The 26,168-nt window shown below is 58.9% G+C and carries 26 protein-coding genes and 1 pseudogene; 16 read left to right on the top strand and 11 right to left on the bottom strand.

Going from position 1 to position 26,168, the window contains the following annotated elements; translation table 11 throughout:
* The first annotated feature begins 8 nt into the window (after positions 1 to 8).
* From hpaI to yjiA, 9 genes are all read left to right on the top strand, one after another.
* Positions 9 to 803 (top strand): 4-hydroxy-2-oxoheptanedioate aldolase, encoded by a 795-nt coding sequence (hpaI, locus tag SK53_RS15735; RefSeq protein ID WP_032661483.1) that lies wholly within the window; start codon positions 9 to 11, stop codon positions 801 to 803.
* Between the two features lie 21 nt (positions 804 to 824).
* A complete protein-coding gene (gene hpaX / locus SK53_RS15730) occupies positions 825 to 2,168 on the top strand; it encodes a 4-hydroxyphenylacetate permease (RefSeq protein ID WP_003856603.1) in 1,344 nt (447 codons plus the stop codon).
* 9 nt (positions 2,169 to 2,177) lie between these two features.
* The gene (gene hpaA / locus SK53_RS15725) at positions 2,178 to 3,104 is read left to right on the top strand and encodes a 4-hydroxyphenylacetate catabolism regulatory protein HpaA (RefSeq protein ID WP_023315338.1); all 927 of its coding nucleotides are present in this window, start codon (positions 2,178 to 2,180) and stop codon (positions 3,102 to 3,104) included.
* Between the two features lie 171 nt (positions 3,105 to 3,275).
* Entirely contained in the window at positions 3,276 to 4,838 is a 1,563-nt protein-coding gene (gene hpaB, locus SK53_RS15720; RefSeq protein ID WP_010427196.1) for a 4-hydroxyphenylacetate 3-monooxygenase, oxygenase component, read from the top strand.
* A gap of 17 nt (positions 4,839 to 4,855) precedes the next feature.
* Positions 4,856 to 5,365 carry a 4-hydroxyphenylacetate 3-monooxygenase reductase subunit gene (locus tag SK53_RS15715; RefSeq protein ID WP_017383854.1) on the top strand — a complete coding sequence of 170 codons (510 nt, stop codon included), beginning with the start codon at positions 4,856 to 4,858 and terminating at the stop codon, positions 5,363 to 5,365.
* 119 nt (positions 5,366 to 5,484) lie between these two features.
* Positions 5,485 to 5,742, top strand: coding sequence for an HTH domain-containing protein (locus tag SK53_RS15710; RefSeq protein WP_003856607.1), 258 nt, complete (start codon positions 5,485 to 5,487; stop codon positions 5,740 to 5,742).
* A gap of 219 nt (positions 5,743 to 5,961) precedes the next feature.
* The gene (locus SK53_RS15705; RefSeq protein ID WP_003856608.1) at positions 5,962 to 8,115 is read left to right on the top strand and encodes a carbon starvation CstA family protein; all 2,154 of its coding nucleotides are present in this window, start codon (positions 5,962 to 5,964) and stop codon (positions 8,113 to 8,115) included.
* Between the two features lie 65 nt (positions 8,116 to 8,180).
* Positions 8,181 to 8,384 (top strand): YbdD/YjiX family protein, encoded by a 204-nt coding sequence (locus SK53_RS15700; protein WP_003856610.1) that lies wholly within the window; start codon positions 8,181 to 8,183, stop codon positions 8,382 to 8,384.
* Between the two features lie 10 nt (positions 8,385 to 8,394).
* Positions 8,395 to 9,348, top strand: coding sequence for a GTPase (yjiA, locus tag SK53_RS15695; protein WP_003856612.1), 954 nt, complete (start codon positions 8,395 to 8,397; stop codon positions 9,346 to 9,348).
* A 56-nt stretch (positions 9,349 to 9,404) separates the two neighbouring features.
* On the opposite strand, the gene SK53_RS15690 is transcribed toward yjiA, so the two are convergent.
* Positions 9,405 to 10,763, bottom strand: a complete 1,359-nt coding sequence (locus tag SK53_RS15690; protein ID WP_045342559.1) for an esterase-like activity of phytase family protein — start codon at positions 10,761 to 10,763, stop codon at positions 9,405 to 9,407.
* Between the two features lie 411 nt (positions 10,764 to 11,174).
* On the opposite strand from SK53_RS15690, the gene SK53_RS15685 reads away from it, so the two are divergent.
* Complete coding sequence (locus SK53_RS15685; protein WP_003856615.1) at positions 11,175 to 11,720, top strand: YfaZ family outer membrane protein; 546 nt, start codon at positions 11,175 to 11,177, stop codon at positions 11,718 to 11,720.
* Positions 11,721 to 11,772: 52 nt separating this feature from the next.
* Here SK53_RS15685 and SK53_RS15680 read toward each other — a convergent pair whose 3' ends face one another.
* Positions 11,773 to 13,143 (bottom strand): NAD-dependent succinate-semialdehyde dehydrogenase, encoded by a 1,371-nt coding sequence (locus tag SK53_RS15680; protein WP_048209772.1) that lies wholly within the window; start codon positions 13,141 to 13,143, stop codon positions 11,773 to 11,775.
* 151 nt (positions 13,144 to 13,294) lie between these two features.
* Here SK53_RS15680 and SK53_RS15675 point away from each other — a divergent pair, with 151 nt between their 5' ends.
* The 3 genes from SK53_RS15675 to SK53_RS15665 are packed head-to-tail and all read left to right on the top strand — an operon-like array spanning position 13,295 to position 16,014.
* Positions 13,295 to 14,038: an AraC family transcriptional regulator gene (locus tag SK53_RS15675; RefSeq protein WP_048209771.1), complete on the top strand. Its 744-nt coding sequence runs from the start codon at positions 13,295 to 13,297 to the stop codon at positions 14,036 to 14,038.
* Positions 14,039 to 14,085: 47 nt separating this feature from the next.
* A complete protein-coding gene (locus SK53_RS15670) occupies positions 14,086 to 14,739 on the top strand; it encodes a LysE family translocator (RefSeq protein ID WP_048209770.1) in 654 nt (217 codons plus the stop codon).
* Positions 14,740 to 14,742: 3 nt separating this feature from the next.
* On the top strand, positions 14,743 to 16,014 hold the full coding sequence (locus SK53_RS15665) for a DUF445 domain-containing protein (RefSeq protein WP_048209769.1): 1,272 nt from the start codon (positions 14,743 to 14,745) through the stop codon (positions 16,012 to 16,014).
* On the opposite strand, the gene SK53_RS15660 is transcribed toward SK53_RS15665, so the two are convergent.
* From SK53_RS15660 to SK53_RS15635, 7 genes and pseudogenes are all read right to left on the bottom strand, one after another.
* Entirely contained in the window at positions 16,011 to 17,087 is a 1,077-nt protein-coding gene (locus tag SK53_RS15660) for a DUF2955 domain-containing protein (protein ID WP_003863094.1), read from the bottom strand. The genes SK53_RS15665 and SK53_RS15660 overlap by 4 nt on opposite strands.
* Entirely contained in the window at positions 17,077 to 18,144 is a 1,068-nt protein-coding gene (locus SK53_RS15655) for an HlyD family secretion protein (protein WP_086527941.1), read from the bottom strand. Before SK53_RS15655 ends, SK53_RS15660 begins: the two co-directional genes overlap by 11 nt.
* Positions 18,141 to 18,611, bottom strand: a complete 471-nt coding sequence (locus tag SK53_RS15650; RefSeq protein ID WP_003863089.1) for a MarR family winged helix-turn-helix transcriptional regulator — start codon at positions 18,609 to 18,611, stop codon at positions 18,141 to 18,143. Before SK53_RS15650 ends, SK53_RS15655 begins: the two co-directional genes overlap by 4 nt.
* A gap of 149 nt (positions 18,612 to 18,760) precedes the next feature.
* Positions 18,761 to 19,456: an ArsR/SmtB family transcription factor gene (locus SK53_RS15645; protein ID WP_045340719.1), complete on the bottom strand. Its 696-nt coding sequence runs from the start codon at positions 19,454 to 19,456 to the stop codon at positions 18,761 to 18,763.
* A pseudogene (locus SK53_RS22880) lies at positions 19,449 to 19,565 on the bottom strand (amino acid-binding protein); the annotation flags it as partial. The gene SK53_RS15645 and the pseudogene SK53_RS22880, both read right to left, overlap by 8 nt.
* Positions 19,544 to 19,873: an antibiotic biosynthesis monooxygenase family protein gene (locus tag SK53_RS15640; protein ID WP_008501327.1), complete on the bottom strand. Its 330-nt coding sequence runs from the start codon at positions 19,871 to 19,873 to the stop codon at positions 19,544 to 19,546. The pseudogene SK53_RS22880 and the gene SK53_RS15640, both read right to left, overlap by 22 nt.
* Positions 19,874 to 19,948: 75 nt before the next feature.
* Positions 19,949 to 21,364: an aldehyde dehydrogenase family protein gene (locus SK53_RS15635; RefSeq protein WP_048209768.1), complete on the bottom strand. Its 1,416-nt coding sequence runs from the start codon at positions 21,362 to 21,364 to the stop codon at positions 19,949 to 19,951.
* A 100-nt stretch (positions 21,365 to 21,464) separates the two neighbouring features.
* Here SK53_RS15635 and SK53_RS15630 point away from each other — a divergent pair, with 100 nt between their 5' ends.
* Complete coding sequence (locus SK53_RS15630; RefSeq protein ID WP_003863079.1) at positions 21,465 to 22,367, top strand: LysR family transcriptional regulator; 903 nt, start codon at positions 21,465 to 21,467, stop codon at positions 22,365 to 22,367.
* On the opposite strand, the gene SK53_RS15625 is transcribed toward SK53_RS15630, so the two are convergent.
* Positions 22,354 to 22,833, bottom strand: a complete 480-nt coding sequence (locus SK53_RS15625; RefSeq protein WP_003863077.1) for a carboxymuconolactone decarboxylase family protein — start codon at positions 22,831 to 22,833, stop codon at positions 22,354 to 22,356. The genes SK53_RS15630 and SK53_RS15625 overlap by 14 nt on opposite strands.
* 102 nt (positions 22,834 to 22,935) lie before the next feature.
* On the opposite strand from SK53_RS15625, the gene SK53_RS15620 reads away from it, so the two are divergent.
* The gene (locus SK53_RS15620) at positions 22,936 to 24,324 is read left to right on the top strand and encodes a MocR-like pyridoxine biosynthesis transcription factor PdxR (RefSeq protein ID WP_032608442.1); all 1,389 of its coding nucleotides are present in this window, start codon (positions 22,936 to 22,938) and stop codon (positions 24,322 to 24,324) included.
* A gap of 85 nt (positions 24,325 to 24,409) precedes the next feature.
* Here SK53_RS15620 and SK53_RS15615 read toward each other — a convergent pair whose 3' ends face one another.
* Entirely contained in the window at positions 24,410 to 24,571 is a 162-nt protein-coding gene (locus SK53_RS15615; RefSeq protein ID WP_003863073.1) for a DUF1127 domain-containing protein, read from the bottom strand.
* A gap of 176 nt (positions 24,572 to 24,747) precedes the next feature.
* Between SK53_RS15615 and SK53_RS15610 the strand changes: the two genes are divergently transcribed.
* A complete protein-coding gene (locus SK53_RS15610) occupies positions 24,748 to 26,163 on the top strand; it encodes an aminotransferase-like domain-containing protein (protein WP_003863072.1) in 1,416 nt (471 codons plus the stop codon).
* The last annotated feature ends 5 nt before the right edge of the window (positions 26,164 to 26,168 follow it).

Genomic DNA, 26,168 nt, shown 5'->3' with positions numbered 1-26,168 from the left:
AGTGCACCATGGAAAACGCATTTAAGACCGCGCTGAAAGCCGGAAAGCCGCAAATCGGCCTGTGGCTGGGGCTGACCAGCAGCTACAGCGCTGAGCTACTGGCCGGGGCCGGTTTTGACTGGCTGCTGATCGACGGGGAGCACGCGCCGAACAGCGTGCAGACCGTCCTGACTCAGCTCCAGGCCATCGCCCCTTATCCCAGCCAGCCGGTGGTGCGCCCGTCGTGGAACGATCCGGTGCAGATCAAGCAGCTGCTGGACGTGGGGGCGCAAACCCTGCTGGTGCCGATGGTGCAAAACGCCGACGAAGCCCGTCTGGCGGTCAGCGCCACCCGCTACCCGCCTGCCGGTATTCGCGGCGTCGGCAGCGCGCTGGCGCGGGCGTCGCGCTGGAACCGCATCCCGGAGTATCTGCATCAGGCTAACGACGCCATGTGCGTGCTGGTGCAAATCGAAACTCGCGAGGCGCTGAAAAACCTGCCGCAGATCCTGGACGTGGAAGGGGTGGACGGCGTGTTTATCGGCCCTGCGGATCTGAGCGCCGACATGGGCTTCGCCGGTAATCCGCAGCACCCGGAGGTGCAGGCCGCCATAGAGCAGGCGATCGCGCAGATCCTCAGCGCGGGCAAAGCGCCCGGCATCCTGATGGCGAACGAGCAACTGGCAAAACGTTATCTTGAACTCGGCGCGCTGTTTGTCGCGGTCGGCGTGGATACCACCCTGCTCGCCCGCAGCGCCGAAGCGCTGGCGGCCCGCTTTACCGACGTCACCACAGCAGTTGATAACAATAAATCCGTCTACTAAACGTACGATGTGGAGCGCAACATGACGACCTCAACCCTGCATAATAAAGCTGTTGAACATCGCGTTATTAATAAGCTGTTCCGTCGTTTGATCGTGTTTCTTTTTATCCTGTTTGTCTTCTCGTTTCTCGATCGCATCAACATCGGCTTTGCCGGGCTGACGATGGGCAAAGATCTGGGCCTCACGTCGACCATGTTTGGCCTGGCCGCGACGCTGTTTTATGTGACCTACGTGCTGTGCGGGATCCCCAGCAACATCATGCTGGCGAAGATCGGCGCCCGCCGCTGGATCGCCGGGATCATGGTGGTGTGGGGCATCGCCTCTACCTGCACCATGTTCGCCACCAGCCCCGAAACGCTCTACGTCCTGCGCATGCTGGTGGGTATTGCCGAAGCCGGTTTCCTGCCGGGCATTCTGGTCTATCTCACCTGGTGGTTCCCGGCCTATCACCGCGCCCGCGCCAACGCGCTGTTTATGATCGCCATGCCGGTGACCATGATGCTCGGTTCGATCCTCTCCGGGTACATTCTGGCGATGGACGGACTGTGGAACCTTAAGGGCTGGCAGTGGCTGTTCCTGCTGGAGGGGCTACCGTCGGTGGTGCTCGGCGTGGTGACCTGGTTCTACCTTAACGACACCCCGGATCAGGCCACCTGGCTGGATGATGACGAAAAGCAGGCACTCAAAACGATGATCGCCCGCGAGCAGGAGCTGGCCATTGCGCATGCCGCCACGCCGCGATCGACGCTGCGCGAGGTGCTGACCCCCGCCGTGCTGCTCTACACGCTGGCCTACTTCTGCCTGACGAATACGCTGAGCGCGATCAACATCTGGACGCCGCAGATCCTGCAAAGCTTCAACACCGGCAGCAGCAATATCGTGATTGGCCTGCTGGCGGCGATCCCGCAGTTTTGCACCATCCTCGGGATGATCTGGTGGAGCCGCCGCTCCGACAGGCTGAAAGAGCGAAAAAAGCACACCATCCTGCCGTATCTGTTTGCAGCGGCGGGATGGATGCTGGCCTCGGCGACCGATCACAGTCTGATCCAGCTGCTTGGCATCATCATGGCCTCAACCGGATCGTTTACCGCCATGGCGATATTCTGGACCACGCCGGATCAGGTTATTAGCCTGCAATCCCGCGCGGTGGCGCTGGCGGTGATCAACGCCATCGGCAACGTCGGGTCTGCCGTCAGCCCATTGCTGATAGGTATTTTGCGCGACGCGACCGGCAGCTTCAGCTCGGGACTGTGGTTCGTGGCAGGTCTGCTGGTGGTGGGCGCGCTGGTGCTGACGCGCATTCCGATGACGCGCCGGGAAAGCCTTGAGCGTGAGCCGGACATCGCGGCGCAAAAGATCCACTGAGGAGCCGCTATGTGTCAGAGCCCCATCACCAACATCGATATCAGCAAGGAGTACGACGAAAGTCTGGGCACCGACGATGTGCACTACCAGTCGTTCGCCCGCATGGCGGCCTTTTTTGGCCGCGACATGCAGGCGCACCGCCACGACCAGTATTTTCAGATGCATTTTCTCGACACCGGGCAGATTGAGCTCCAGCTCGACGACCACCGTTACTCGGTGCAGGCGCCGCTGTTTGTGCTGACGCCGCCGTCGGTACCGCATGCGTTTATCACCGAATCCGACAGCGACGGCCACGTGCTGACGGTGCGCGAGGATCTCATCTGGCCGCTGTTAGAAGTACTCTACCCCGGTACGCGGGAAGCGTTCGGCCTGCCGGGGATCTGCCTGTCGCTTGCCGACAAGCCTGATGAGCTGGCGGCGCTGAAGCACTACTGGCAGCTGATTGCCCGGGAATCCACGGAACAGCTGCCCGGTCGCGAGCATACGCTGGTCCTGCTGGCGCAGGCCGTTTTTACCCTGCTGCTGCGCAACGCGAAGCTCGACGACCACGCGTCAGGCGGCATGCGAGGTGAGCTGAAGCTGTTTCAGCGCTTTAACCAGTTGACAGATGCTCATTACCACGAGCACTGGACGGTGCCGGAATACGCCAGCGAACTGCATCTCACCGAATCCCGCCTGACCGATATCTGTCGCCGCTTCGCCAACCGCTCGCCGAAACGGCTGATCTTCGACCGTCAGCTGCGGGAAGCCAGACGCCTGCTGCTGTTTTCCGACAGCACAGTGAGCGAAATTGCCTGGCAGCTGGGTTTTAAAGATCCGGCCTATTTCGCCCGTTTTTTTAACCGACTGACGGGGTGCTCACCCAGCGCGTACCGGGCGCAGAAAGTACCGGTGTCGCCTGTTCCCCTCACCCCTGCCCTCTCCCAGAGGGAGTAACCGTCCCCTCTCCCAGAGGGAGAGGGTGAGGGAAATCACACTCTGTGATCTCTCGCGAAAAGTACCTGCCGTTGTCCCAATCGTCCCTTCACGTTCCGCCCCTCTCACGCTTCAATTAAACAACAAAAACAAAACATAAATTTAACAATCATCTTCCGATACGAGGTCCCTATGAAGCCTGAAGATTTCCGCGCTGATGCCAAACGTCCGTTAACCGGTGAAGAGTATTTAAAAAGCCTGCAAGATGGCCGTGAGATTTATATCTACGGCGAGCGCGTTAAGGACGTCACTACCCACCCGGCATTTCGCAATGCGGCGGCGTCCATCGCCCAGATGTACGATGCCCTGCACAAGCCAGACATGCAGGATACCCTCTGCTGGGGCACGGACACCGGCAGCGGCGGCTACACCCATAAATTCTTCCGCGTGGCAAAAAGCGCCGACGATCTGCGCCAGCAGCGTGACGCCATCGCCGAGTGGTCGCGCCTGAGCTACGGCTGGATGGGGCGTACGCCGGACTACAAAGCCGCGTTCGGCTGCGCGCTGGGGGCGAACCCTGCCTTCTACGGTCAGTTCGAGCAGAACGCCCGCAACTGGTACACACGTATTCAGGAAACCGGCCTGTACTTTAACCACGCCATCGTCAACCCGCCGATCGACCGCCATAAACCGGCAGACGAGGTGAAAGACGTTTACATCAAGCTGGAGAAAGAGACCGACGCCGGGATCATCGTCAGCGGCGCGAAAGTGGTGGCCACCAACTCCGCCCTGACCCATTACAACATGATCGGCTTCGGCTCTGCGCAGGTGATGGGCGAAAACCCGGACTTCGCGCTGATGTTCGTCGCGCCGATGGATGCCGAAGGGGTGAAGCTGATCTCCCGCGCCTCTTACGAGATGGTGGCAGGGGCGACCGGTTCCCCGTACGACTACCCGCTCTCCAGCCGTTTTGACGAGAACGACGCCATTCTGGTGATGGATCATGTGTTGATCCCGTGGGAAAACGTGCTGATCTACCGCGATTTCGACCGCTGCCGTCGCTGGACGATGGAAGGTGGCTTCGCCCGCATGTACCCGCTTCAGGCCTGCGTGCGTCTGGCAGTGAAGCTCGACTTCATCACCGCTCTGCTGAAGAAGTCGCTGGAGTGTACCGGCACCCTCGAGTTCCGCGGCGTGCAGGCGGATCTCGGCGAAGTGGTGGCGTGGCGCAACATGTTCTGGGCGCTGAGCGACTCCATGTGCTCCGAAGCCACGCCGTGGGTAAACGGCGCGTATCTGCCTGACCACGCGGCGTTACAGACCTACCGCGTGATGGCGCCAATGGCCTATGCGAAGATCAAGAACATCATCGAACGTAACGTGACCTCCGGGCTGATCTACCTGCCGTCCAGCGCGCGGGACCTGAACAACCCGCAGATCGACCAGTATCTGGCGAAGTACGTGCGCGGCTCCAACGGGATGGATCATGTCGAACGCATCAAGATTCTGAAACTGATGTGGGATGCCATCGGCAGCGAGTTTGGCGGACGTCACGAGCTGTACGAAATCAACTACTCCGGTAGCCAGGATGAGATCCGCCTGCAATGCCTGCGTCAGGCGCAAAGCTCCGGCAACATGGACAAGATGATGGCGATGGTTGACCGCTGCATGTCCGAGTACGACCAGCACGGCTGGACCGTACCGCACCTGCACAACAACACTGATATCAACATGCTGGATAAGCTGCTGAAATAACGCAGCGGGAGGTTTCAATGCAATCTGAAGAACGCCTGCGTTTTCGCGACGCGATGGCCAGCCTGTCGGCGGCGGTGAATGTGGTCACCACCGAGGGCGATGCGGGTCGCTGCGGCATTACCGCCACCGCCGTCTGTTCGGTCACGGACACCCCGCCTTCGGTCATGGTCTGCATCAACGCCAACAGCGCCATGAACCCGGTCTTCCAGGGCAACGGCAAACTGTGTGTCAACGTGCTGAACCACGAGCAGGAGATCATGGCCCGCCACTTTGCCGGGATGACCGGCATGGCAATGGAGGAGCGCTTTGCTCTCTCCTGCTGGCAGAAAGGACCGCTGGCGCAGCCGGTGCTGAAAGGCGCTCTGGCAAGCCTGGAAGGCGAGATAACCCAGGTGCAAACCATCGGTACCCATCTGGTCTACCTTGTGGAGATTAAGAACATCATCCTCAGCAGCGAGGGGCACGGCCTGATCTACTTCAAACGCCGTTTCCACCCGGTGATGATGGAGATGGAAGCCGCGATTTGATCCCGTTGCACAAAAAACGCTAAGGTTTCCGCAAAGGTGCGCCGTTAACTATCCATAAGATAAATTTTCCGGGGCGGCTGGCGACGTCGTCAGGCGCCCCCTTAACGCTGGAAAGTCTTATGGCCCCTTCACCCCGAAGCCGCTCGGCTGAACGTCTGGTTGACATCATTATTGCCCTGCACCGCAACGGAAGCGTTAATCGACGCGATCTGATGCAAAAATTTGGCATTACCGAACGCACGGTGTACCGCGATTTGCAGGCGCTTTCCCCTATTATTGAACACGACGGCAAAGGGCGCTATCAGCTGCTGCCTGCGTATCAGACCTGCCGCTGCGTGCACTGCCCTGAAGCGAACGACGAAACCCCGCAGGGGTAGATTATTCTCAGTGATCTCAATCACATATTTTCTTCCACCGTGGGTGAGCCTTAACCACTCACCCTCGCTTTTGACCGCTCACGCATCGCTTTCAACCACTCACCTATTTACCGTGCTTTATACGCGCGAGGATCTGGCACGATCGCTCCAGCATTAATCAATACCTCCTCACAACGAACCCTGACCCTTTTTTCTTTACATAAAAAACCAGGTCTTACTATGGATACTAAAAAACTACTTAAGCACGTGCCCTGGGCCATCCTCGGGATCATCGGTGCTTTCTGTCTGGCGGTTGTCGCATTACGCCGGGGCGAGCACGTCAGCGCCCTGTGGATCGTGGTCGCGTCAGTTTCCGTCTATCTTGTGGCTTATCGCTACTACAGCTTGTACATCGCGCAGAAGGTCATGAAGCTCGACCCGACGCGCGCCACCCCGGCGGTCATTAACAATGACGGCCTGAACTACGTGCCAACCAACCGTTACGTGCTGTTTGGTCACCACTTCGCCGCCATTGCAGGCGCGGGTCCGCTGGTCGGCCCGGTACTGGCCGCGCAGATGGGCTACCTGCCGGGTACGCTCTGGCTGCTGGCGGGCGTGGTGCTGGCGGGAGCGGTGCAGGACTTTATGGTGCTGTTTATCTCCTCGCGCCGTAACGGTTCGTCGCTGGGTGAGATGATCAAAGAAGAGATGGGCCGCGTGCCGGGCACCATCGCCCTCTTTGGCTGCTTCCTGATCATGATCATCATCCTCGCGGTGCTGGCGCTGATCGTGGTGAAAGCGCTGGCCGAAAGTCCGTGGGGCGTCTTCACCGTCTGCTCTACCGTACCGATTGCGCTGTTCATGGGCATCTACATGCGCTTCCTGCGCCCTGGCCGCGTTGGCGAGGTGTCGGTCATCGGTATCGTGCTGCTGGTCGCCTCCATCTACTTCGGCGGCGTGATTGCGCACGACCCGTACTGGGGCCCGGCGCTGACCTTTAAAGACACCACCATCACCTTCGCGCTGATCGGTTACGCGTTCATCTCAGCGCTGTTGCCGGTGTGGCTGATTCTGGCTCCGCGCGACTACCTGGCGACCTTCCTGAAAATCGGCGTGATCGTCGGGCTGGCAATCGGGATTGTGATCATCAATCCTGAGCTGAAAATGCCAGCGGTGACACAGTACATTGACGGTACCGGTCCGCTGTGGAAAGGCGCTCTGTTCCCGTTCCTGTTTATCACCATCGCCTGCGGTGCCGTGTCTGGCTTCCACGCGCTGATCGCCTCGGGCACCACGCCGAAGCTGATGGCCAACGAAACCGACGCGCGCTTCATCGGTTACGGCGCGATGCTGATGGAGTCCTTCGTGGCGATCATGGCGCTGGTTGCAGCGTCGATTATCGAGCCAGGTCTGTACTTTGCGATGAACACCCCACCAGCGGGTCTCGGCATCACCATGCCAAACCTGCATGAGATGGGCGGCGAAAATACCGCGCTGATCCTGGCGCAGCTGAAAGACGCCAGCGCACACGCGGCGGCGACCGTCAGCTCCTGGGGCTTCGTAATTTCGCCTGAGCAGATCATGCAGACCGCGAAAGACATCGGCGAACCGTCCGTGCTGAACCGCGCAGGTGGCGCGCCAACGCTGGCGGTGGGTATCGCACACGTGTTCCACAAAGTGCTGCCGTGGGCGGACATGGGCTTCTGGTACCACTTCGGTATTCTGTTTGAAGCGCTATTCATCCTCACCGCGCTGGATGCCGGTACGCGTGCAGGCCGCTTCATGTTGCAGGATCTGCTGGGTAACTTCGTGCCATTCCTGAAGAAAACCGACTCTCTGGTGGCCGGTGTTCTGGGTACCGCGGGCTGCGTAGGCCTGTGGGGTTATCTGCTGTATCAGGGCGTTGTTGACCCGCTGGGCGGCGTTAAGAGCCTGTGGCCGCTGTTCGGCATCTCTAACCAGATGCTGGCGGCTGTGGCCCTGGTGCTGGGTACCGTTGTCCTGGTGAAGATGAAACGCACCAAATACATCTGGGTCACCGTGGTGCCTGCGCTGTGGCTGCTGCTCTGCACTACCTGGGCGCTGGGTCTGAAACTGTTCAGCACCAACCCGCAGCTGGAAGGCTTCTTCTTCATGGCTAACCAGTACAAAGAGAAGATTGCCGCAGGCGGCGCGGATCTGACCGCGCAGCAGATTGCCAACATGAACCATATTGTGGTGAACAACTACACCAACGCGGGTCTGAGCATTCTGTTCCTGGTGGTGGTGTACAGCATTATCTTCTACGGCATCAAAACCTGGATGAAAGTGCGTAACGTTGAGGGCCGTACGGATAAAGAAACCCCGTACGTGCCGGTGCCGGAAGGCGGCGTGAAGACCTCCTCACACCATTAATTAAGCATGTTACTGTAGGCCCGGATCGCTGCGCGCCTCCGGGCTTCTTCTATCTGGAACCCTCAATGTTTGGTAACTTAGGCGAAGCAAAAAAATACCTCGGTCAGGCGGCGAAAATGCTGATTGGCATTCCGGACTATGACAACTACGTTGAGCATATGAAGACCAACCATCCGGATAAGCCGTACATGACTTACACTGAATTCTTCCGCGAGCGTCAGGAAGCGCGCTACGGCGGAAGTGGAGAAGGCGGCGTCCGCTGCTGCTAAAGGAGAAACCATGACCCCGATTGCCGTTACCCTGCTGACCGGTTTTCTCGGCGCCGGTAAAACCACCCTGCTGCGCCACATTCTGAACGAGCAGCACGGCTTCAAAATCGCCGTCATCGAAAACGAATTTGGCGAAGTCTCCGTTGACGATCAGCTGATTGGCGACCGCGCCACCCAGATCAAAACCCTGACCAACGGCTGCATCTGCTGCACCCGCTCTAACGAATTAGAAGACGCCCTGCTGGACCTGCTCGACAGCCGCGATCGCGGTGACATCGTCTTCGACCGTCTGGTGATCGAGTGCACCGGCATGGCCGACCCCGGCCCGATTATTCAGACCTTTTTCTCCCACGAGATCATCTGCCAGCGCTACCTGCTGGACGGTGTCATCGCTCTGGTGGATGCGGTACACGCCGACGAGCAGATGAACCAGTTCACCATCGCCCAGTCTCAGGTGGGCTACGCCGACCGCATCCTGCTGACCAAAACCGACGTGGCAGGTGAAAGCGAAAAACTGCGCGAGCGCCTGACGCGCATCAACTCGCGTGCGCCCATTTATACGGTGACGCACGGCGATATCGATCTCGCTCAGCTGTTCAACACCAACGGCTTTATGCTGGAAGAGAACGTTACCGCGAAACCGCGCTTTCACTTTATGTCCGACAAGCAAAACGACGTGGCGTCGATCGTGGTGGAGCTGGACTACCCGGTAGACATCAGCGAGGTCTCCCGCGTGATGGAAAACCTGCTGCTGTCGTTTGCCGACAAGCTGCTGCGCTATAAAGGGATGCTGTGGATCGACGGCGAGCCGAACCGCCTGCTGTTCCAGGGGGTGCAGCGCCTGTACAGCGCCGACTGGGATCGCCCGTGGGGCGATGAAACGCCGCACAGCGTGATGGTGTTTATTGGAATACAGCTGCCGGAAGAAGAAATTCGGGCAGCGTTTGCGGGGCTGAAAAAGTAAATCGCACCGATCATCCCCTCTCCCCCGCGGGGAGAGGGTTAGGGTGAGGGGGAAACTTATTTCAACGCCTCCGGCAGCGTCACAATCCACAGCTCGCTGTCGGACTCCGGCTTCTTCAGCGGCTTCACGCTGAGCGTGGTTTCCACCGGTTTATCATCCAGCGTCAGCTTGCCTTCCGCGTTCACCCGGTAATCCTTGAGCTTCTTGCCCTCGGCCGGGTTGTGCATCGCCACCTTCACGCCAAAGTCGTTATCGTTCGCCACCGCCAGCGTTTTGCTGTCAATCAGCGCCAGTCCTTCGGCCTTTTCCTGCTGCCAGCCCAGCGCACGCAGATCGACCACCTGCGTTTTTTCAGCAAGTGTAATGCCGCGCTGCGCCAGCGTTTTCTCATCGTCAAACTCCGGGTATTCGCCCGGCTTGTCGAAGGCGGCCAGATCGCTCGCCTTGCTCAGATCCACCCTGTAGATGAGGTTACGCATTGCGTCATTTTTATCCTCACCCTGTTCAATCAGCAGGATGGTGTGGTTATCCAGCGCCACTATGTCGCCGATTTTGGCGTCGCTGTTTTTGCTGTAGGCCGTGCTGTCGACAGGGTAGCCGTACATCGCGGTTTTCCCGGTCGCCGGATCGAAGCTCACCAGACGGGTAAACAGCGCCTGTTTTTTGTTCTTCCCGTCGATATCCAGTGTGCTTTGCACGGCGGCAATAATCCGTCCGTCCGGCATGCGGGTCAGGCCTTCAAAGCCCCGGTTTGCCTGACGCCATTTGATAACGTTTGGCAGACCGCCCGCGATGGATTTCTCCCCTTGCGTCGCCTGCGGACCGTGGATCGCGAGGATTTTCCCTTTACTGTCGACGTTAATCAGGAACGGGCCATACTCATCGCACAGCCAGTAGCCGCCCTTCCCGTCCGACGTGATGCCTTCCGTATCCAGCCCGCGGTTATCGCCTTTCAGTACTTTTAAGGTGTCGCTTAGCGCGACTTCATTGGTGGAACCAATCACACCGCTTTGCAGTGGCAGGCCGTTGATCTCGCCTTTATCGTCATGCAGCGGTCGCGCGTCCACGGCCTCCGCTTTACCGTTTTGCACGCGGATCGTCATCAGCAGCGGAGCGAAATCCGGGGTAACAAATATTTTGGCATCGTTTTTCCCCATTTTTGGCGAATCCGCGTTAGGACCGCGATCGGTCACGGTCGCAAACGTCAGCGCATCGCCCTGCTTGCCCGTAAACAGCAGACCAGAACCCATCCCCACCGGGAGCCCGTTCGGGAACGCATCGGCAAACGCGCCGCTGTATTTCACATGGGAGCCGTCAGGGAAGCTGACGATATAGCGCTCAGCGGTAGGCTGCGCAGCCAGGCCAGAGAAAGAGAGCGCACAACCGATAAGCACAGGAATAATTTTTCTTTTCATATTGTTAGCATCCAGTAAGTGAAGCCAACAACGTAATGAAGAAACGTGTCAGAAAAATGACATGAAAAGACAGCGGATCGGCAAAGAAATACGTATAGCAATCACCAGAAATGTAAACCTCTGTCTTGATCTGTGACAGCCGAAATACTTTTGGAAATTATTAGAAAATTAATTAATTCACCTCAAACGGCTTTCTTCGCCTCGTTCATTAAACGTTTAGCCAAAAATATAAACTTTCCCTAAACACGAATGGATTGAGGATTGACGATCTGCCATAAAAACATCTCATCAACATTTAAGATTAAAAAAACCAACAAAAACAGCATAAAACTGCGATACCCATCACATTTGCAGTCATAAACATCCCTTGTTAAGGTGCCCTCAGATTAATTTGATGACGAGGAAACACGCATGAAAAAGCTTAACGTTCTCATCCTTTCTGCTCTCACCGCCGTATCGGGCTCCGCACTGGCAATGGGCGGCAGCATTGAGCAGGGTAAAAACTTTACCAATCTGAATGTGGAAATGGGCAAATCAACTTCCGGTCTGTACACCGAAGGTAATTGGCTGAAAAACACCGACGACGGCACCACGACCGGTGGCGTGGGCGCAGGCTACAATTTCGAAGTCGGCCCGGTAATGCTGAACGCAGGCGCTAAGGCCCTCTACGTTGGCCCGAAGAAAGGCGATAACGGCGTGGCGTTCCCGGTCGGCGGCGGTGTGAACGTTGCCCTGACCGACAGCATCAGGGTATTCGGTGAAGGCTACGTTGCGCCAGACGGACTGAACAACAGCGTGAAGAACTACGTTGAAGCTAACGGCGGCGTAAGCTGGACCCCGGTCAAACCGGTTACGCTGAAAGTGGGCTACCGCCACGTGAGCGTTGATGGCAAAGACGGTCGTCCAAACCACACGCTGGTAGACGGCGCTTACTTCGGCGGCGGCGTGAGCTTCTAAGCCACCTGATAGATAAAAAAACCTGCCCTTCGGCAGGTTTTTTATTACTACGTCACTTACGCACCACCACCAGCTTCTGGTTCACAAACTCTTTGATCCCCAGATCCGACAGCTCGCGTCCGTAACCCGAACGTTTTACGCCGCCGAACGGCAGTTCTGCCGCCGTATCGGTGAGCCAGTTGATGTACACCATCCCGGTCTCAATGCGCGACGCCATTTTCTTCGCGCGCTCGATGTTCTGGCTGAACACCGCTCCGCCCAGACCGTAGTGGGAGTCGTTCGCCAGGGCAACCGCCTCGTCGTCGTTTTTCACCACATAAATCTGCGCTACCGGACCAAAGAACTCTTCGAAATACGCCGGGTTATCGCGCGAGATATTGGTCAGGATGGTCGGCTCAAAGAAGCTCCCGTCACGCTGCACCGGCTTGCCGCCATGGTGCAGCTTCGCGCCGTTTTTCACCGCCTCGTTAACCTGCTTAGTTAGCGTCTCCAGCGCGTCTTTGGATGACAAAGGCCCCAGCGTGGTACTTTCGTCCAGCGGATCGCCAATCTTCACCTGCTTAAACGCCTCGGTGAATTTGCTCAGGAAGGCGTCTGCAATCTTTTCATGCAGGATAAAGCGCTTCGCCGCGGTACAGACCTGCCCGGCGTTATTAAGCCGCGCGTTAACGCCGATCTTCACGGCTTTCTCCAGCTCCGCATCGTCCAGCACCACGAAGACGTCGTTCCCGCCCAGTTCAAGGGTCGATTTTTTGATGTGTTTCGCAGCCTGTGCCGCAACCACGCTACCCGCTTTTTCTGAACCGGTCAGCGCCGCCCCCTGTACGCGATCGTCGGCGATGATGTTCGCCACCTGTTCGGACGAGATAAACAGGTTGGTCCACGCCCCTTCCGGCGCGCCCGCTTCACGTACCAGCTGTGCAAAGGTTTCTGCACAGTGCGGCACGATACTGGCATGCTTGGCGATCACCGGGTTGCCCGCTGCCAGGTTTGGCGCCAGAACGCGCATCAGCTGATAGTATGGGAAGTTCCATGGTTCGACGGCCATCAGCACGCCGATGGGGTGATGTTCAACCCATGCTTCCCCGAGTTCAGAGTCATACTTCACCGGGGCCAGGAACTGCTTCGCGTTGTCAGCATAGTAGCGGGCGATTTGCGCGCATAGCTTCACTTCACCGCGGCTTTGTTCGATGAGCTTACCCATCTCCTGACTGGCGATTTTCGCCAGATCCTCCGCGCGTTCGTCGATCAGGTCCGCCAGCTTATGCAGCACCGGCAGGCGCTGGCTTATGTCACCTTTCGCCCAGTCGGAGTGATAGAGCGCATCGGCTGCCTTCAGCGCCGCTTCAACGTCTGCGTCAGTGTGAGAGGGATATTCTTTGATGAGCTGGTTCGTGGCAGGATTTACTGTCTGGTAAGCCATATCGAATCTCCTTGTTTTACCGCTTAGGGTATTAAGGGTAGTCAATGTGACTGGCTATGAAGGTAAAGTTGGGTATATACGGAAGGTTCTTAATGAAGCGCTGCCAGACGGTTCGCTGACGTGGTATAAAAAACGTCCAGAAGGAGTTCATATGACCGATACCCGACACATCCGGCAGACTTTTCACCGCGCCTCAGGCCTTGAGCTGCGCAGCACGTGGCAGAGCACGCAGGCCTATAAGCGTCATTGTCACCCGCAGCTCTCCATCGGCGCGATTGTGGAAGGCCAGACCTGCTGCGTGTGCCATGACCAAGAGTACATTCTTCATCCCGGGGACCTCATTGCGATCCCGGCTTATGCGCCGCACAGTTGCAACCCCGTCGACGGGCAGTCGCGCAGCTATCATATGCTCTATATCGACACCGATCTTCCTCTGGCGCTACAGGTGATTCGTAACCCTGCCCTGTTTGCCCATTACCTGGACGTCGTTAAGACAATGTCTCTAGCGTCCGTGGAAGCGCTGCTTTCTGCCCTTCCCCGCTGCGCGGATAACGCAGACGCGCTTCGGCCAACCAGCCAGCAGGTTCAGGAGGCGTTTCTTTCCAATCTCACCAGCCCGCCCTCTCTCGACGAACTTGCCCAACGCTTCTCGCTGCGCAAGGAGACGCTGATCCGCACCTTCCGGCAGGACACCGGCCTGACGCCGGGCAGCTTCCTCAACATCTCCCGCGTGGAGTTCGCCAAAGCGCGGCTACGTGCCGGGGACGACATCGCCGACGTCGGCTACCAGAGCGGGTTTGCCGACCAGAGCCATTTTCATAAGACCTTTGTCAGCTATACCGCGGCCACGCCGCGTCAGTATGCGACAGGCCGATCAATATCTGACAATAAATAGCGTTTGCATCACCGTAGGCTGACCTCAGATTGTTAACCGAGGTTGCTATGGAACTGTTCTTCCCTTCCGCTTTTCTCGCCCTGGCGCTGGCGCATTTTGTCGCCCTGTTAAGCCCGGGCCCGGACTTCTTCCTGCTGGTGGGCTACGCCGCGCGCTACCGACTGCGCGGCAGCGCCGGGTTGTGCTTCGGTATCGCCGCGGGTAACGGGCTGTATATCTTACTGGTGATTATCGGCTGGAGCGCACTGCGCCAGTTTGCCTGGCTGTTTACGCTGATAGAGCTTTGCGGGGCACTGTATCTGCTGTGGATCGGCTCGCATCTGGTGCGCAGCCAACCGCAGGCGCTGGCGCTTGCTGAAACCCGACAGCGGTGTCCTTCTCTGATGAAGCAGATCCTGCTGGGGCTGGGGTCGGCGCTGTTAAATCCGAAAAATGCGCTGTTCTACCTGGCGCTGATGACGGCGTTACTCGGGCCGGACGTCACGCTGCTCCAGCAAACAACGTGCGGCGTCTGGATGGTGACGGTGGTGCTGGTGTGGGATCTGGCACTGGTATCGCTGATGGGGTTACCGGCGGTTCAGCGAAAGCTCAGCCGTTCGCTCTGGCTGATAGAGCGCACGGCGGGGGTGGTATTGATGGGGTTTGGTGGGTGGGTGCTGTGGCGGTTTTTGCACTTTTCCCCCGTATCCCTCTATCCTTAACCCATGGAAAAGCATACCGAACTCAAACGCGCCAAGCTTCTCGCGCTGTCGCTGCTGCTGATTGCCGTCGCAGCGTTTATCACCACCCTGTTCATGCCGCAAACCTTCTGGGTGCGCGGCGTAAAGGCCATTGCCGAGGCGGCGATGGTTGGCGCGCTGGCGGACTGGTTTGCCGTTGTCGCGCTGTTCCGCCGGGTGCCCATTCCCTTTATCTCGCGCCATACGGCGATTATCCCGCGCAATAAAGACCGCATCGGCGACAATCTCGGCCAGTTCGTGCAGGAAAAGTTTCTCGATACGCAATCCCTTGTCGATCTTATCCGTCGCTACGAGCCCGCACAGATGATTGGGACCTGGTTCAGCCAGCCCGATAACGCCCGGCGCGTGGGGCAGCATCTGGTGCAGGTGATGGGCGGTTTTCTGGAACTTACCGACGATGGGCGCATCCAGCGCCTGCTCAAACGCGCGGTGCATAAGGCTATCGACAAGGTCGATTTAACCGAGACCAGCGCCGTCATGCTGGAAAGCATGACCAAAAACAACCGTCACCAGGTGCTGCTGGACGCCATCATAAACCGCCTGATTACCCTGATTCAGCGGGAAAGCACGCGGGAATTTATTGCTGACCAGATCGTTCACTGGCTTAAGACCGAGCATCCGCGCAAGGCCATGGTGCTGCCCACCGAGTGGCTGGGCGATCAAAGCGCGGAGATGGTGTCGAACGCGGTGAACACGCTGCTGGACGATATCAGCCACGACCGTACGCACCAGATCCGTCAGGCGTTTGACCGCGCCACGATCAAGTTCATCGACAATCTGAAAAACGATCCGGAGATGACGGCGAAAGCCGAGAATATCAAACACTACCTCAAGAATGATGAGGCCTTTAACCGCTATCTGGGGGAAATGTGGGCTGACCAGCGCCAGTGGCTGAAAAATGACATGCAGAGCGATGATTCCCGCGTGAAGCAGCGTATCGCCAACGCCGGGCTGTGGTTTGGCGAAACGCTGACCAACGACGCCAGCCTGCGGGCGTCGCTGAATGAGCATCTGGAGCAGGCCGCGCACCGCGTGGCGCCGGATTTCGCCGCGTTCCTGACGCGCCATATCAGCGACACGGTGAAAAGCTGGGATGCCAAAGACATGTCACGCCAGATAGAACTCAATATCGGTAAAGATCTTCAGTTCATTCGCGTTAACGGTACCCTGGTGGGCGGTACGATTGGCCTGATCCTGTTTCTGCTCTCGCAGCTACCCGCCGTGCTGGGGCATTAATCCGCTTTTGGCGGCGCGATAACGTAGCGCGTCGCCTCGAAGCGATTCAGGATCAGGTGCACCAGAAAGACCATCGTCAGCGTGACCACCAGCGCGAAGGTAACGGAGGTGATGCGGTACAGATCGCTGAACACCAGGTCGCTGTCCGGGTGCATGTTCTGCCCGAACATAATGCCGATGGTGGTGATACTGGCGAAGCCTACCCCGGCGCCGACCTTCTCCATTACGTGCAGACGCGCGCCAAACGCCAGGCCAAGGCCAATCAGCGGCATCATCAGCAGCATATGGCTGCTGTGATCGTAGAGGATAAGCTGGACGACAAGGATATAGAGGCACCCCAGCACCACGCCAACCACGCGCCAGATGGAGCTGATAACCGAGCCGCGATAGTGCATCGGGAACAGGATCAAAATCCCCGCCATCAGCGCCGAAAGCGAATCGCTTAAGTCGCTAATCTGGAACACGACGAAAATCAGCGTCGCCACGGTGCCGGATAGCAGCGACTCGTGGCGCACGCGGGCATCGTCTTTCTCAATCAGCGGCGGCGGCTTACGCGGCTCCACGTCCGGCAGCAGGTAGTTCATCAGCGCGCTCAGGCACACCGCCATCACGCTCGCTTCGATGTTAGAGAATAAAAGCGTGTGCCAGTTGGTGGTGGGGTAGCTCATAAAGTTGAGCATCACGCTCTGGCAAACCACGCCCATCGAGCCGAACAGGAACAGCGGCCCCTTACTCATAAAGCGAAAACGCATCACGTACAGGGCAAACACCACCAGCGTCATGATGACCGGCCACTGCGACAGATAGCCGATAATCAACACCATTTCGACGCAGTTCAGCGAGGCGCTGAAGATAAACTGCTTCGCCACGTGGCGATTAAACACCGGTACCAGCGAGAGAAGCATGATCGGGTAGACCACAAAAAACACGCCGTAGCTGGTGTTGTAGAAACTCGAAATACTGAGCGCAATCATCCCGGCAAAGACGATACGCAGGGTCTGGCGAAAGTCGTTTGCCGTATAGACGATGTTGCCGTGCGGGGTAAATACCCGTGCCAGGGTGCTAATAGACATAGTGAAGCAGGCTCACCAGATGGATTTGCATCCCGGAGAAGAATCGCGCAAACGGCCCTTCGCTGTTGTAGAGCTGCACGGTGGCGCGCGCGCCGGTCGGCAGCGGCTTCGGTAAGGCTTCGTCCAGCGCTACGTGAATGCGCATACGCTGGGCATCACGCACCCAGCGGTTGGAGGTTTCCGGTTCAGAAAGTTGACCGTTTACGGCCTCCTGTCCGGCGAGGATCCCCGCGTCGCTGCTGGTAACGTGGGCACGGAAAACGTGCCCCGGGAAGGCGTCAAACACCACGGCAGCGTCGGTCCCCTGATGGGTATGACGCAGGCTCTTCTCGCGGAAATCCGCCACGATATCGATCCGGGTGTTCACCAGCGCCAGCGCAGCCGAACCGGATGAGGCGTAAAAACCGGGGCTTAATTGCAGGTTACTGACCGTGCCGTCCGCCTCGGCGTAGACCTTCGTCCAGCCAAGATTCAGCTCCGCTTCATCCAGCGCGTTACGGTATTTTTGCAGCGTCACGTTACGGTGCTCATCCCGCTCGCCGCGCTGAATGCGCAGGTTATGAATATTCGCCTGGATCGAGCTGACGGACTGCTCGCTGCTCTGCCAGGTGGTACGGACCTTATCCAGATCCGCCTGCGATACGTTCTGCAAGGTGCTCAGTTTCTGGTAGCGGTCGAATGTCACTTTGTCGTTACGCGCGGTCAGCACGGCGGTTTTCAGGCTGGCCTGCGCTGCGGCAATCTGCGCATCCAGCTGATCGTTAGACAGACGCGCCTGTTCCAGCGCGATCTGCGCCGCCTCGACCTTATTGCGAAACGGCGTGGCGTCGAGCTCAAACAGCAGATCGCCTTTCTTAACCTGGCTATTGTTATGGACATGTACCGCCGCCACATACCCGGAGACGCGGGCAGACACCGGGGTCACCACGCGCATCACGGTGGAGTCCGGCGTCAGCGGGATCCAGATATCCGCGACGATAAAGTAAACAAACATCAGCAGGAAAGAGGCAATACTCACCCTTACCCAGCGGGCAAACTTTTGTTCAGGAGTCATTATTTTTCGGTCTTATTATCTTCTTCGCGGATTGTCCGCAAATTGCAGGCGATTTGATTGAGAGTAGCGCTGAAAATATCGATATGTTCCGGCGCGATGTTTTGCGATACGCGCGCCTGGAACGTCTCAATCACCTGAGAGAGCCTTTCAAGAATGGCTTTTCCCTCAGGCGTCAGCGTCAGCAGCCGGATACGCTTGTCATACGGCGAGACGGTGCGCAGCAGGTAGCCCTGCTTTTCCAGCTGTGTCAGCGTGCGCATTAGGGGAGGCAGTTCAATGCCCTGCACTTCCGCCAGCTCGCTGACCGAGACGTTATCCCCGAGTTGATGAAGCTGCATCATCACCGTCCAGCTCGACTGGGTTAACCCGGTGTCGAGAATGGCGTCGTCGATGACTGCGCGCCACTGACGCACGATCATCGCCATCCGCATGCCCATCGGCCTGCGGCTAAACAGATCTTCTTCACTCATGGGGAGCCCTCTCGTAGTACGCCATCACGATAATAGTTATCAGGATAAGTATCAAGAAACGAGAAGTTAAAGCGCAGGAATTGCGAAACGATGTTCTCCCTCTCCCTGTGGGAGAGGGTCGGGGTGAGGGCATCAGCCCGCAGCGGCGTTTAGCGGCTAAAATGCTTCCTGACGGCACTTTTCCCCGAAGCCGTCACCACCACCTCCCGATAACCCGCCACCCGCTGGATCCAGCCTTTGCTTTCCATGTGGATAAGCAGCGCAGCGCCCGCCTCACCGCCAAGATGAAACCGCCGCTCGCTCCAGTCCAGGCAGGCGCAGCAGGCCTTCCGACGCGGATGAGCGCTTAACGGAATACCGAGCGCCAGGAACTGCTCCCGACCATACAGGGTCAATGCGGAACCGTCAGCCTCCAGCCAGCCTTCCGCCTGCATGAAATCATAGATCTGCACCGCCACCGCGCCTGCGAGATGGTCGTAGCAGGTCCGGGCTTCACGCATGGCTTTCGGCGCGCTGGTTTCCGGCGGGGTAATGCGGCTCCACGAAAGCCCCATCATCTGTTCCACCAGCGCCGCCACGTCGTGCCCGGCAAGACGATAATAACGATGCCGCCCTTGCGACAGGCAGGTAATTAGCTGCCCTTCAACCAGCCGGGCAAGATGCCCGCTGGCGGTCGACGGCGCAACGTCTGCCGCCGCACTCAGTTCAGTGGCCGTCCACGCACGCCCGTCCATTAGCGCACAAAGCATCTTCACGCGCGACGGATCGGCCATTGCAGCCGCCACCGCGGCAATCGCCTTTTCCAGCATCGCGCTGTTGTCAGGGGGTAAACTCGTCTTAAGCATGGGCCGCCCAGGGTTCGGTGATCTCTGCGGCCAGCTTATCATCATCCGTCAGCAGAATAAGGTGATTCGCATGGTCGCTGTACTGAGTCAGGATAGACACGCCGCGTGCCCTCCGGTTTCGGAACTGTATTCCCGCACCAGCTGCGCCACGCGAATACGGTAGAAAGAGAAAATCGACGCCCGTCCTTCGGCCTGCGCCGCCTGATGAAAGACGTTCTGCTTCCAGCGGCGGACGGCCTCTTCATCCCGCCACCAGGAAAGGGAGAGGATTTTGCCGTCGGTCGTCAGGCTCTGGAACCGTTCGATATCGATAAAGCCGTCGATGTCGGCCAGCAAAGGCTTAAGCTCTGCGGCAAGTTGGAGGTAGCGCGCCTGATGGGCAGGCGCGGCTTTGGCTTCGAAAAGGACTGCGATCATGATGGTCTCTCCGCTGTGATGTTGAGGAGAGAATGCAGGATGGAAAAGCACAATGCTTCGGTAAAGAGCGAAGCTTTAGCCCAGAACCGACCTCGGCTCCATAAACGCGCGGATCCCCCACTCGCCCATCTCGCGCCCCACGCCGGAGTGCTTAAACCCGCCAAACGGCGCTTTCGGTTCATGAGCCAGGGTGTTCACCAGCACGCGACCGGAAACAATCTGCTGTGCCACGCGTCGCGCGCGGTCCACATCGCCGCCCAGCACCATCGCGCTCAGGCCGTACTCGGTATCGTTGGCAATGGCAATCGCCTCCGCCTCGTCCTGATAAGGGATTACGCACAGCACCGGGCCGAAAATCTCGTCGCGGGCAATGGTCATCCGATTGTTCACGCCGGCAAACAGCGTCGGACGCACAAACCAGCCGTCCCGCGTGCCTTCCGGTCGCCCTTCGCCGCCCGCCAGCAGGCGCGCCCCTTCTTCGATTCCTTTGCGGATATAGCCCTGCACCCGCAGCCACTGCTTTTCGCTGACCATCGGGCCGACGTCTGTCGTGCTGTTGCGCGGGTCGCCGGATTTCACCGCCGCCACGGCCTGCGCCAGCGCGGTTTCGATCTCCGCCTTGCGCGAGTAAGGCACCAGAATGCGCGTCCCGGCCACGCACGCCTGCCCGCTGTTCATAAACCCGGCCTGGATCACCAGCGGGATCGCCTGCTCGAGATCCACATCATCCAGCAGGATCGTCGGCGATTTACCGCCCAACTCCAGCGTTACGCGCTTAAAGCTTTCCGCCGCGTTGCGCAGGATCGCCTTGCCGGTATTCGTGGAACCGGTGAACGAGATTTTCGCGACGTCCGGATGGCGGCTGAGGGTTTCGCCCACCGTCTCGCCGCGTCCGGTGACGATGTTAAACACGCCCGGCGGCAGCGCGGCGTCGCGCAGCGCTTCGGTGACAATCTGCGTTTGCAGGGCGCTCATTTCGCTCGGCTTGATGACCGCCGTGCAGCCCGCCGCCAGCGCGGCCGCCAGTTTGCCGCAGATAAACCCCGCATCGCTGTTCCATGGCGTAATCAGCCCGGCCACGCCGAGCGGCGTCATCTGCACCGTTGCGGCACCTGCGGAGGTGACAAACTCAAACGCCTCAAGCGCCTCGATGGCCTGAGCAATCACCTCTGCCGGATAGCTTGCCATCCATGCCGAGCGCGAGGCGGGCGCGCCGTACTCTTCAATGACCGCTTCCAGCAGATCGTCGTGACGAGCGGCCACGGCGGCGTGCATGCGCTTCAGCGCGGCGATGCGTTCCTGCTTTGTGGTCTGCGACCACGCCGGAAACGCCGCTTTCGCCGCCGCGATAGCGCGTTCAGCGTCAACCTCATCCGCCAGGCGAATCTGACCGATGACCTGCGCCGTCGCCGGGTTGTACAAATCAAACCACTCGGTGCCGTGCGGGGTAACAAACTCGCCGTTAATAAAGATCTGTTCGATGGTGTGCATATAAACCTCCTCAGGCTGTGTGAGACCAGTCTGTCACGGCTTCTCCGTTGCGATAATCCACGCTATGCTGCAAGGGTTGTTTCGATTTTCAGGATAATCTATGCATCGTTCAGGTCTGACAGAGCTGGAAGTGGTGATGGCGGTGGTGCGGCGCGGCAGCTTTCGCGGCGCGGCGCAGGAACTGGGGATGTCCGCCACGGCGGTCAGCAACGCCATCGCCGGGCTGGAGAGCCGCCTTGAGACGCGACTTTTCAACCGCACCACCCGCAGCGTGGCGCTCACCGACGCCGGGCAGCGCTACGTGGCGCGTATCGGCCCGGCGCTACAGGAGATCCGTCTCGCCGGGGAGGAGATCCACAGCGACACCGGGGAACCCGCCGGCACGCTGCGTCTGAACGTGCCGAACCATATCGGCACCCTGTTTCTGGACCAGCTGCTGATCGACTTCATGATCCGCTACCCGAAAATGCGCGTGGAAACGGTGAGCGAAGCGAGGATGATCGACATCGTCGCCGAAGGCTATGACGCGGGGATCCGCCTCGAAGAGTCCGTTCCGCAGGACATGATCGCTGTGCCGCTGACCGGTGAGATCCGCCAGCTGGTGACCGCCACGCCGGACTATTTCGCCCGTCACGGCATACCCGAGACGCCGGACGATCTGCTTTCACATCAGGGGATCGGCATGCGTATGGCCCACGGCGGGATCTACCGCTGGGAGCTGGCCCGTCGGGGGGAAACGTACGCCCTTGCCGTGCCGCCGCGCTTTGCGACGTCCGATCTTTTTGCCTCGATCCGCGCCGTAAAAGCGGGGTTAGGGGTGGGATTTTTACCGGAAATCTATATTCAGGACGAGCTGAAAAGCGGGGAGCTGGTGAGCGTCTTAAACGACTGGGCGCAGCCGTTTGCCGGGCTGCGCCTGTACTACCCCGGCCATCGCCACGTCCCGCCGGGGTTGCGGGCGCTGGTGGCGATGATCCGCGAGCGCGGGATTATTCCAGGTTAGCCTTGTTCAGCCCGTACGCCGCATCCAGCGAGCCCGGCTCCATGCGGGAGGTAATGCCCAGGCGGTTCCAGGCGTTGATCGCCACGATGGCGAAGTTCAGCTCTGAAATCTCCACGTCCGAGAAGTGCTCCGCCACGCTGCGGTACAGCGCATCGCTCACGCCGTGAACGCCGATTTGGGTCAGCGCTTCGGTGAAGGCCAGCGCCGCTTTTTCACGGGCGCTGAACAGCGGGGACTCGCGCCAGGCCGCCAGATGGTACAGGCGCAGCTCGCGCTCGCCGGCAATTTTCGCCTCTTTTGAGTGCATATCAAGACAGAACGTACAGCCGTTCAGCTGCGACACGCGAATGTCGATCAGGTGCTTCAGCGCCGGATCAATAGAGGTTTTCGCCACTTCCATGCTCAGGGCGGAAAGCGCGTTGGTGAGTGCAGGTGTGGCTTTGTGGTGGTTTACGCGAGTGCTCATTGTCTTTCCTCTTTTTTGTGCGGCATGTGTCATGCGATGAAGCAAATCTACGCCGTTCATGACATAGTAAAAAGATACAAAAAGCGTGAAATGAGGTAGGACATGAAGCCGGGCTATCACGAGATTTATTCCCGCTATCGCGACAACATCATGCGCGGCGTGCTGAAGCCGGGCGACAGGGTACCTGCCATCCGCCTGCTGGCGGAAGAGCTGAAGGTGGCGCGCAAAACCGTCGAGACGGCGTATGCCATTCTGACGGGCGAAGGGTATCTGGTGAGCCAGGGCGCGCGCGGGACGCGGGTGAATCCGGATCTTCTGCTGCCCGCGCAAAACGCCCCCACAGAACAAGCGACCGGCACGCTGCCGGCGTCGTTGATTAGCCAGCGCGAACGGGCCGGTTTTCTGCGCCCCGGCATTCCCGCGCTCGACAGCTTCCCCTATAAAAAATGGCTGCTGCTGGCGGGCCAGGCGACGCGCGCCATGCGTCAGGATGAAATGCTCAACCCGCCCGTTCTGGGCTGGTATCCGCTGCGCGAGGCGATAGCCCGCTATCTCAATATCTCGCGCGGGTTATCCTGCACTGCGGAACAGGTAATGATCACCAGCGGCTACAGCGGCAGCCTGCGCCTGATCCTCGACACGCTCGCCAGCCGCAGCGATAAGGTGGTATTTGAGGATCCAGGCTACTTTATGGGCCAGCAGTTGCTCAAGCGCATTGTGCCCCGCCTGCACACCGTGCCGGTCGATCGCGCAGGGATGGATACGGACTACCTGCTGCGTAATCATCACGATGCCCGCTTCGCCATCGTTACTCCGTCTCACCAGAGCCCGCTGGCGGTGACGCTCTCCCTGCCGCGCAAGCAGCAGTTGCTCGACTGGGCGTCACAAAACGAGGCGTGGATTATCGAAGATGATTATGACGGCGAATTTCACTACACCCGCAAAGTGCTGCCGTCGCTGAAAAGCCTCGACCAGCATGACAGGGTGATCTTTATGGGCACCTTCAGCAAAACCATCATGCCATCGCTGCGCATGGGCTACGTGGTGATGCCCGCCAGCACCGTCGGCGCGTTTACCGACAGCGCGGACATCCTCACCAGCGGCCAGCCGGTGCTGACGCAAAAGATCCTCACCGCGTTTCTCAACGAAGGGCATTTTTTCCGTCATCTGAAAAAGATGCGCGCGCTCTATCAGACCCGCCGCGACTGGATGATTGCCGCCCTGCGTGAGGTCTATGGCGATCTGTTTTTCACCGAGCAAAACGACGGCGGGATGCATATTGTCGCGTTCCTCGCAAAGGGAAGCGCTGACCGGGAGATCGCCCGCTGCTGGCAGGAACAGCAATTGCAGGTCAATGCGCTTTCGGCGTGGTATCAAGGATCAGGAAAACGCTACGGGCTGGTGATGGGCTATAACAACGTGCGGTCGTATCAGGAGGCGCTGGATTTGCTGGAAAGGCCGAAACGGCAGACGCTAGAACTGTTGAGCTGAAAACCACCGGGTGGCGGCTGCGCCTTCCCCGGCCTACGGTCTCCTGTAGGCCCGGTAAGCGTAGCGCCACCAGGCAACCCTATGCTCACACATCATATCGCGATAACCCGACGTCCTTGAGCTGCTCGTCGCTCATCTGGCTCAGAATACGGCGGGTACGGTTGATGCGATACCAGTTACGCAGCGTTTTCGCTACCCAGACAAACGCGATAAACGGACGTTTTGAACGATTCTCGTAGAATTCCATGATGCTCTCCTCGCTATGCCAGTGGGGTTATCATCATGGAAAACGGCCAGTACAATACAGATTCAAAAACTGCTTTTGTTTACCATACAGATCCGCTAAAACGGTATCTGCATGGTGGTTTATTCATCCATCTGTACTGGTTTAATGCTCTGTATGGTGAAAACAAAGGATACAGCATGACGCGCTATCAACATCTGGCCAACCTCCTGGCGGAACGCATTGAACAAGGGCTGTATCGCAGCGGCGAACGTCTGCCGTCGGTACGCACGCTGAGCCAGGAGCACGGCGTGAGCATCAGCACCATACAGCAGGCCTACCAGATCCTCGAAAACCTCCAGCTGATCACGCCTCAGCCGCGCTCCGGCTATTTCGTCTCGAAACGCAAAGCCCAGCCGCCCGTCCCGGCGATGACCCGTCCGGTACAGCGCCCGGTGGACGTTACCCAGTGGGATGAGGTGATGATGCTGCTGGACGCCCGCGCCGACAAAGAGATGATCTCCTTTGGCGGCGGCTCGCCGGACATTAACCAGCCGAGCCTGAAGCCCCTGTGGCGCGAGATGAGCCGCATCGCGCAGCATAACCCCGGCGAGATGCTGAGCTATGACGTGCTCGACGGGCGCCTGGAGCTGCGCGAGCAAATCGCCCGCCTGATGCTGGACGGCGGCTCCACCGTCGCGGCAAACGAAATTGTCATTACCAACGGCTGCCACGGCGCGCTGTCGATCGCCCTGCTCTCGGTGTGCAAACCGGGGGATATCGTGGCGGTGGAATCGCCGTCGTTTCACGGCACCATGCAGATGCTGCGCGGCTTTGACATCAAGGCCATTGAAATTCCCACCGATCCTGAAACCGGGATCAGCATCGAAGCGTTGGAGCTGGCGCTGGAGCAGTGGCCGATCAAGGCGGTGATCCTGGTGCCAAACTGCAATAACCCGCTCGGGTTTATCATGCCGGAGGCGCGGAAGAAGCAGGTCTTAGCCCTGGCACAGCGGCACGATATCGTGATTGTTGAGGATGATATCTACGGCGAGCTGGCGGCGGAGTATCCGCGTCCGCGCACCATTCATTCTATGGATATTGATGGTCGCGTGCTGTTATGCAGTTCGTTTACCAAGACCGTGGCGCCGGGCCTGCGCGTCGGCTGGATTGTGCCGGGGCGCTATTACGATCGGGTGATGCACATGAAGTACGCCGCGGGCGGGTTTAACGTGCCGGGCACGCAGATGGCGGTGGCGGCGTTTATCCGCGACGGCCATTACCATCGCCACGTGCGGCGTATGCGCCAGATTTATCAGCAGAATATGGAGACCTACACCTGCTGGGTGCGGCAGTATTTTCCGGCAGAGATATGCGTCACCCGCCCGCAGGGCAGCTTCCTGCTGTGGGTTGAGCTGCCGGAGACGGTCGATATGGTGTGCGTCAGCAAGCAGCTGTGCCGGCTGAAGATCCAGGCCGCGGCCGGGTCGCTGTTTTCCGCCTCCGGGAAGTACCGCAACTGCCTGCGGATCAACGTAGCGCTGCCGCCGACAGACAAAAATCGCGAGGCATTGAAAAAGATGGGTGAAGCGATTGTGATTGCGATGGAGGAGTAGTGCGG

The sequence above is a fragment of the Enterobacter sp. MGH119 genome, from assembly GCF_001037675.1.
Classification (GTDB): Bacteria; Pseudomonadota; Gammaproteobacteria; order Enterobacterales; family Enterobacteriaceae; genus Enterobacter; species Enterobacter hormaechei_C.
Note: the sequence above shows the minus strand (reverse complement) of the source record. Positions and strands in the feature narration are given on the sequence as shown.

Bases quoted from the DNA above. Each gene is read 5' to 3' on its own strand.
- hpaI (WP_032661483.1), top strand. From the start codon at position 9: ATGGAAAACGCATTTAAGACCGCGCTGAAAGCCGGAAAGCCGCAAATC.
- hpaX (WP_003856603.1), top strand. From the start codon at position 825: ATGACGACCTCAACCCTGCATAATAAAGCTGTTGAACATCGCGTTATT.
- hpaA (WP_023315338.1), top strand. From the start codon at position 2,178: ATGTGTCAGAGCCCCATCACCAACATCGATATCAGCAAGGAGTACGAC.
- hpaB (WP_010427196.1), top strand. From the start codon at position 3,276: ATGAAGCCTGAAGATTTCCGCGCTGATGCCAAACGTCCGTTAACCGGT.
- SK53_RS15715 (WP_017383854.1), top strand. From the start codon at position 4,856: ATGCAATCTGAAGAACGCCTGCGTTTTCGCGACGCGATGGCCAGCCTG.
- SK53_RS15710 (WP_003856607.1), top strand. From the start codon at position 5,485: ATGGCCCCTTCACCCCGAAGCCGCTCGGCTGAACGTCTGGTTGACATC.
- SK53_RS15705 (WP_003856608.1), top strand. From the start codon at position 5,962: ATGGATACTAAAAAACTACTTAAGCACGTGCCCTGGGCCATCCTCGGG.
- SK53_RS15700 (WP_003856610.1), top strand. From the start codon at position 8,181: ATGTTTGGTAACTTAGGCGAAGCAAAAAAATACCTCGGTCAGGCGGCG.
- yjiA (WP_003856612.1), top strand. From the start codon at position 8,395: ATGACCCCGATTGCCGTTACCCTGCTGACCGGTTTTCTCGGCGCCGGT.
- SK53_RS15690 (WP_045342559.1), bottom strand. From the start codon at position 10,763: ATGAAAAGAAAAATTATTCCTGTGCTTATCGGTTGTGCGCTCTCTTTC.
- SK53_RS15685 (WP_003856615.1), top strand. From the start codon at position 11,175: ATGAAAAAGCTTAACGTTCTCATCCTTTCTGCTCTCACCGCCGTATCG.
- SK53_RS15680 (WP_048209772.1), bottom strand. From the start codon at position 13,143: ATGGCTTACCAGACAGTAAATCCTGCCACGAACCAGCTCATCAAAGAA.
- SK53_RS15675 (WP_048209771.1), top strand. From the start codon at position 13,295: ATGACCGATACCCGACACATCCGGCAGACTTTTCACCGCGCCTCAGGC.
- SK53_RS15670 (WP_048209770.1), top strand. From the start codon at position 14,086: ATGGAACTGTTCTTCCCTTCCGCTTTTCTCGCCCTGGCGCTGGCGCAT.
- SK53_RS15665 (WP_048209769.1), top strand. From the start codon at position 14,743: ATGGAAAAGCATACCGAACTCAAACGCGCCAAGCTTCTCGCGCTGTCG.
- SK53_RS15660 (WP_003863094.1), bottom strand. From the start codon at position 17,087: ATGTCTATTAGCACCCTGGCACGGGTATTTACCCCGCACGGCAACATC.
- SK53_RS15650 (WP_003863089.1), bottom strand. From the start codon at position 18,611: ATGAGTGAAGAAGATCTGTTTAGCCGCAGGCCGATGGGCATGCGGATG.
- SK53_RS15645 (WP_045340719.1), bottom strand. From the start codon at position 19,456: ATGCTTAAGACGAGTTTACCCCCTGACAACAGCGCGATGCTGGAAAAG.
- SK53_RS15640 (WP_008501327.1), bottom strand. From the start codon at position 19,873: ATGATCGCAGTCCTTTTCGAAGCCAAAGCCGCGCCTGCCCATCAGGCG.
- SK53_RS15635 (WP_048209768.1), bottom strand. From the start codon at position 21,364: ATGCACACCATCGAACAGATCTTTATTAACGGCGAGTTTGTTACCCCG.
- SK53_RS15630 (WP_003863079.1), top strand. From the start codon at position 21,465: ATGCATCGTTCAGGTCTGACAGAGCTGGAAGTGGTGATGGCGGTGGTG.
- SK53_RS15625 (WP_003863077.1), bottom strand. From the start codon at position 22,833: ATGAGCACTCGCGTAAACCACCACAAAGCCACACCTGCACTCACCAAC.
- SK53_RS15620 (WP_032608442.1), top strand. From the start codon at position 22,936: ATGAAGCCGGGCTATCACGAGATTTATTCCCGCTATCGCGACAACATC.
- SK53_RS15615 (WP_003863073.1), bottom strand. From the start codon at position 24,571: ATGGAATTCTACGAGAATCGTTCAAAACGTCCGTTTATCGCGTTTGTC.
- SK53_RS15610 (WP_003863072.1), top strand. From the start codon at position 24,748: ATGACGCGCTATCAACATCTGGCCAACCTCCTGGCGGAACGCATTGAA.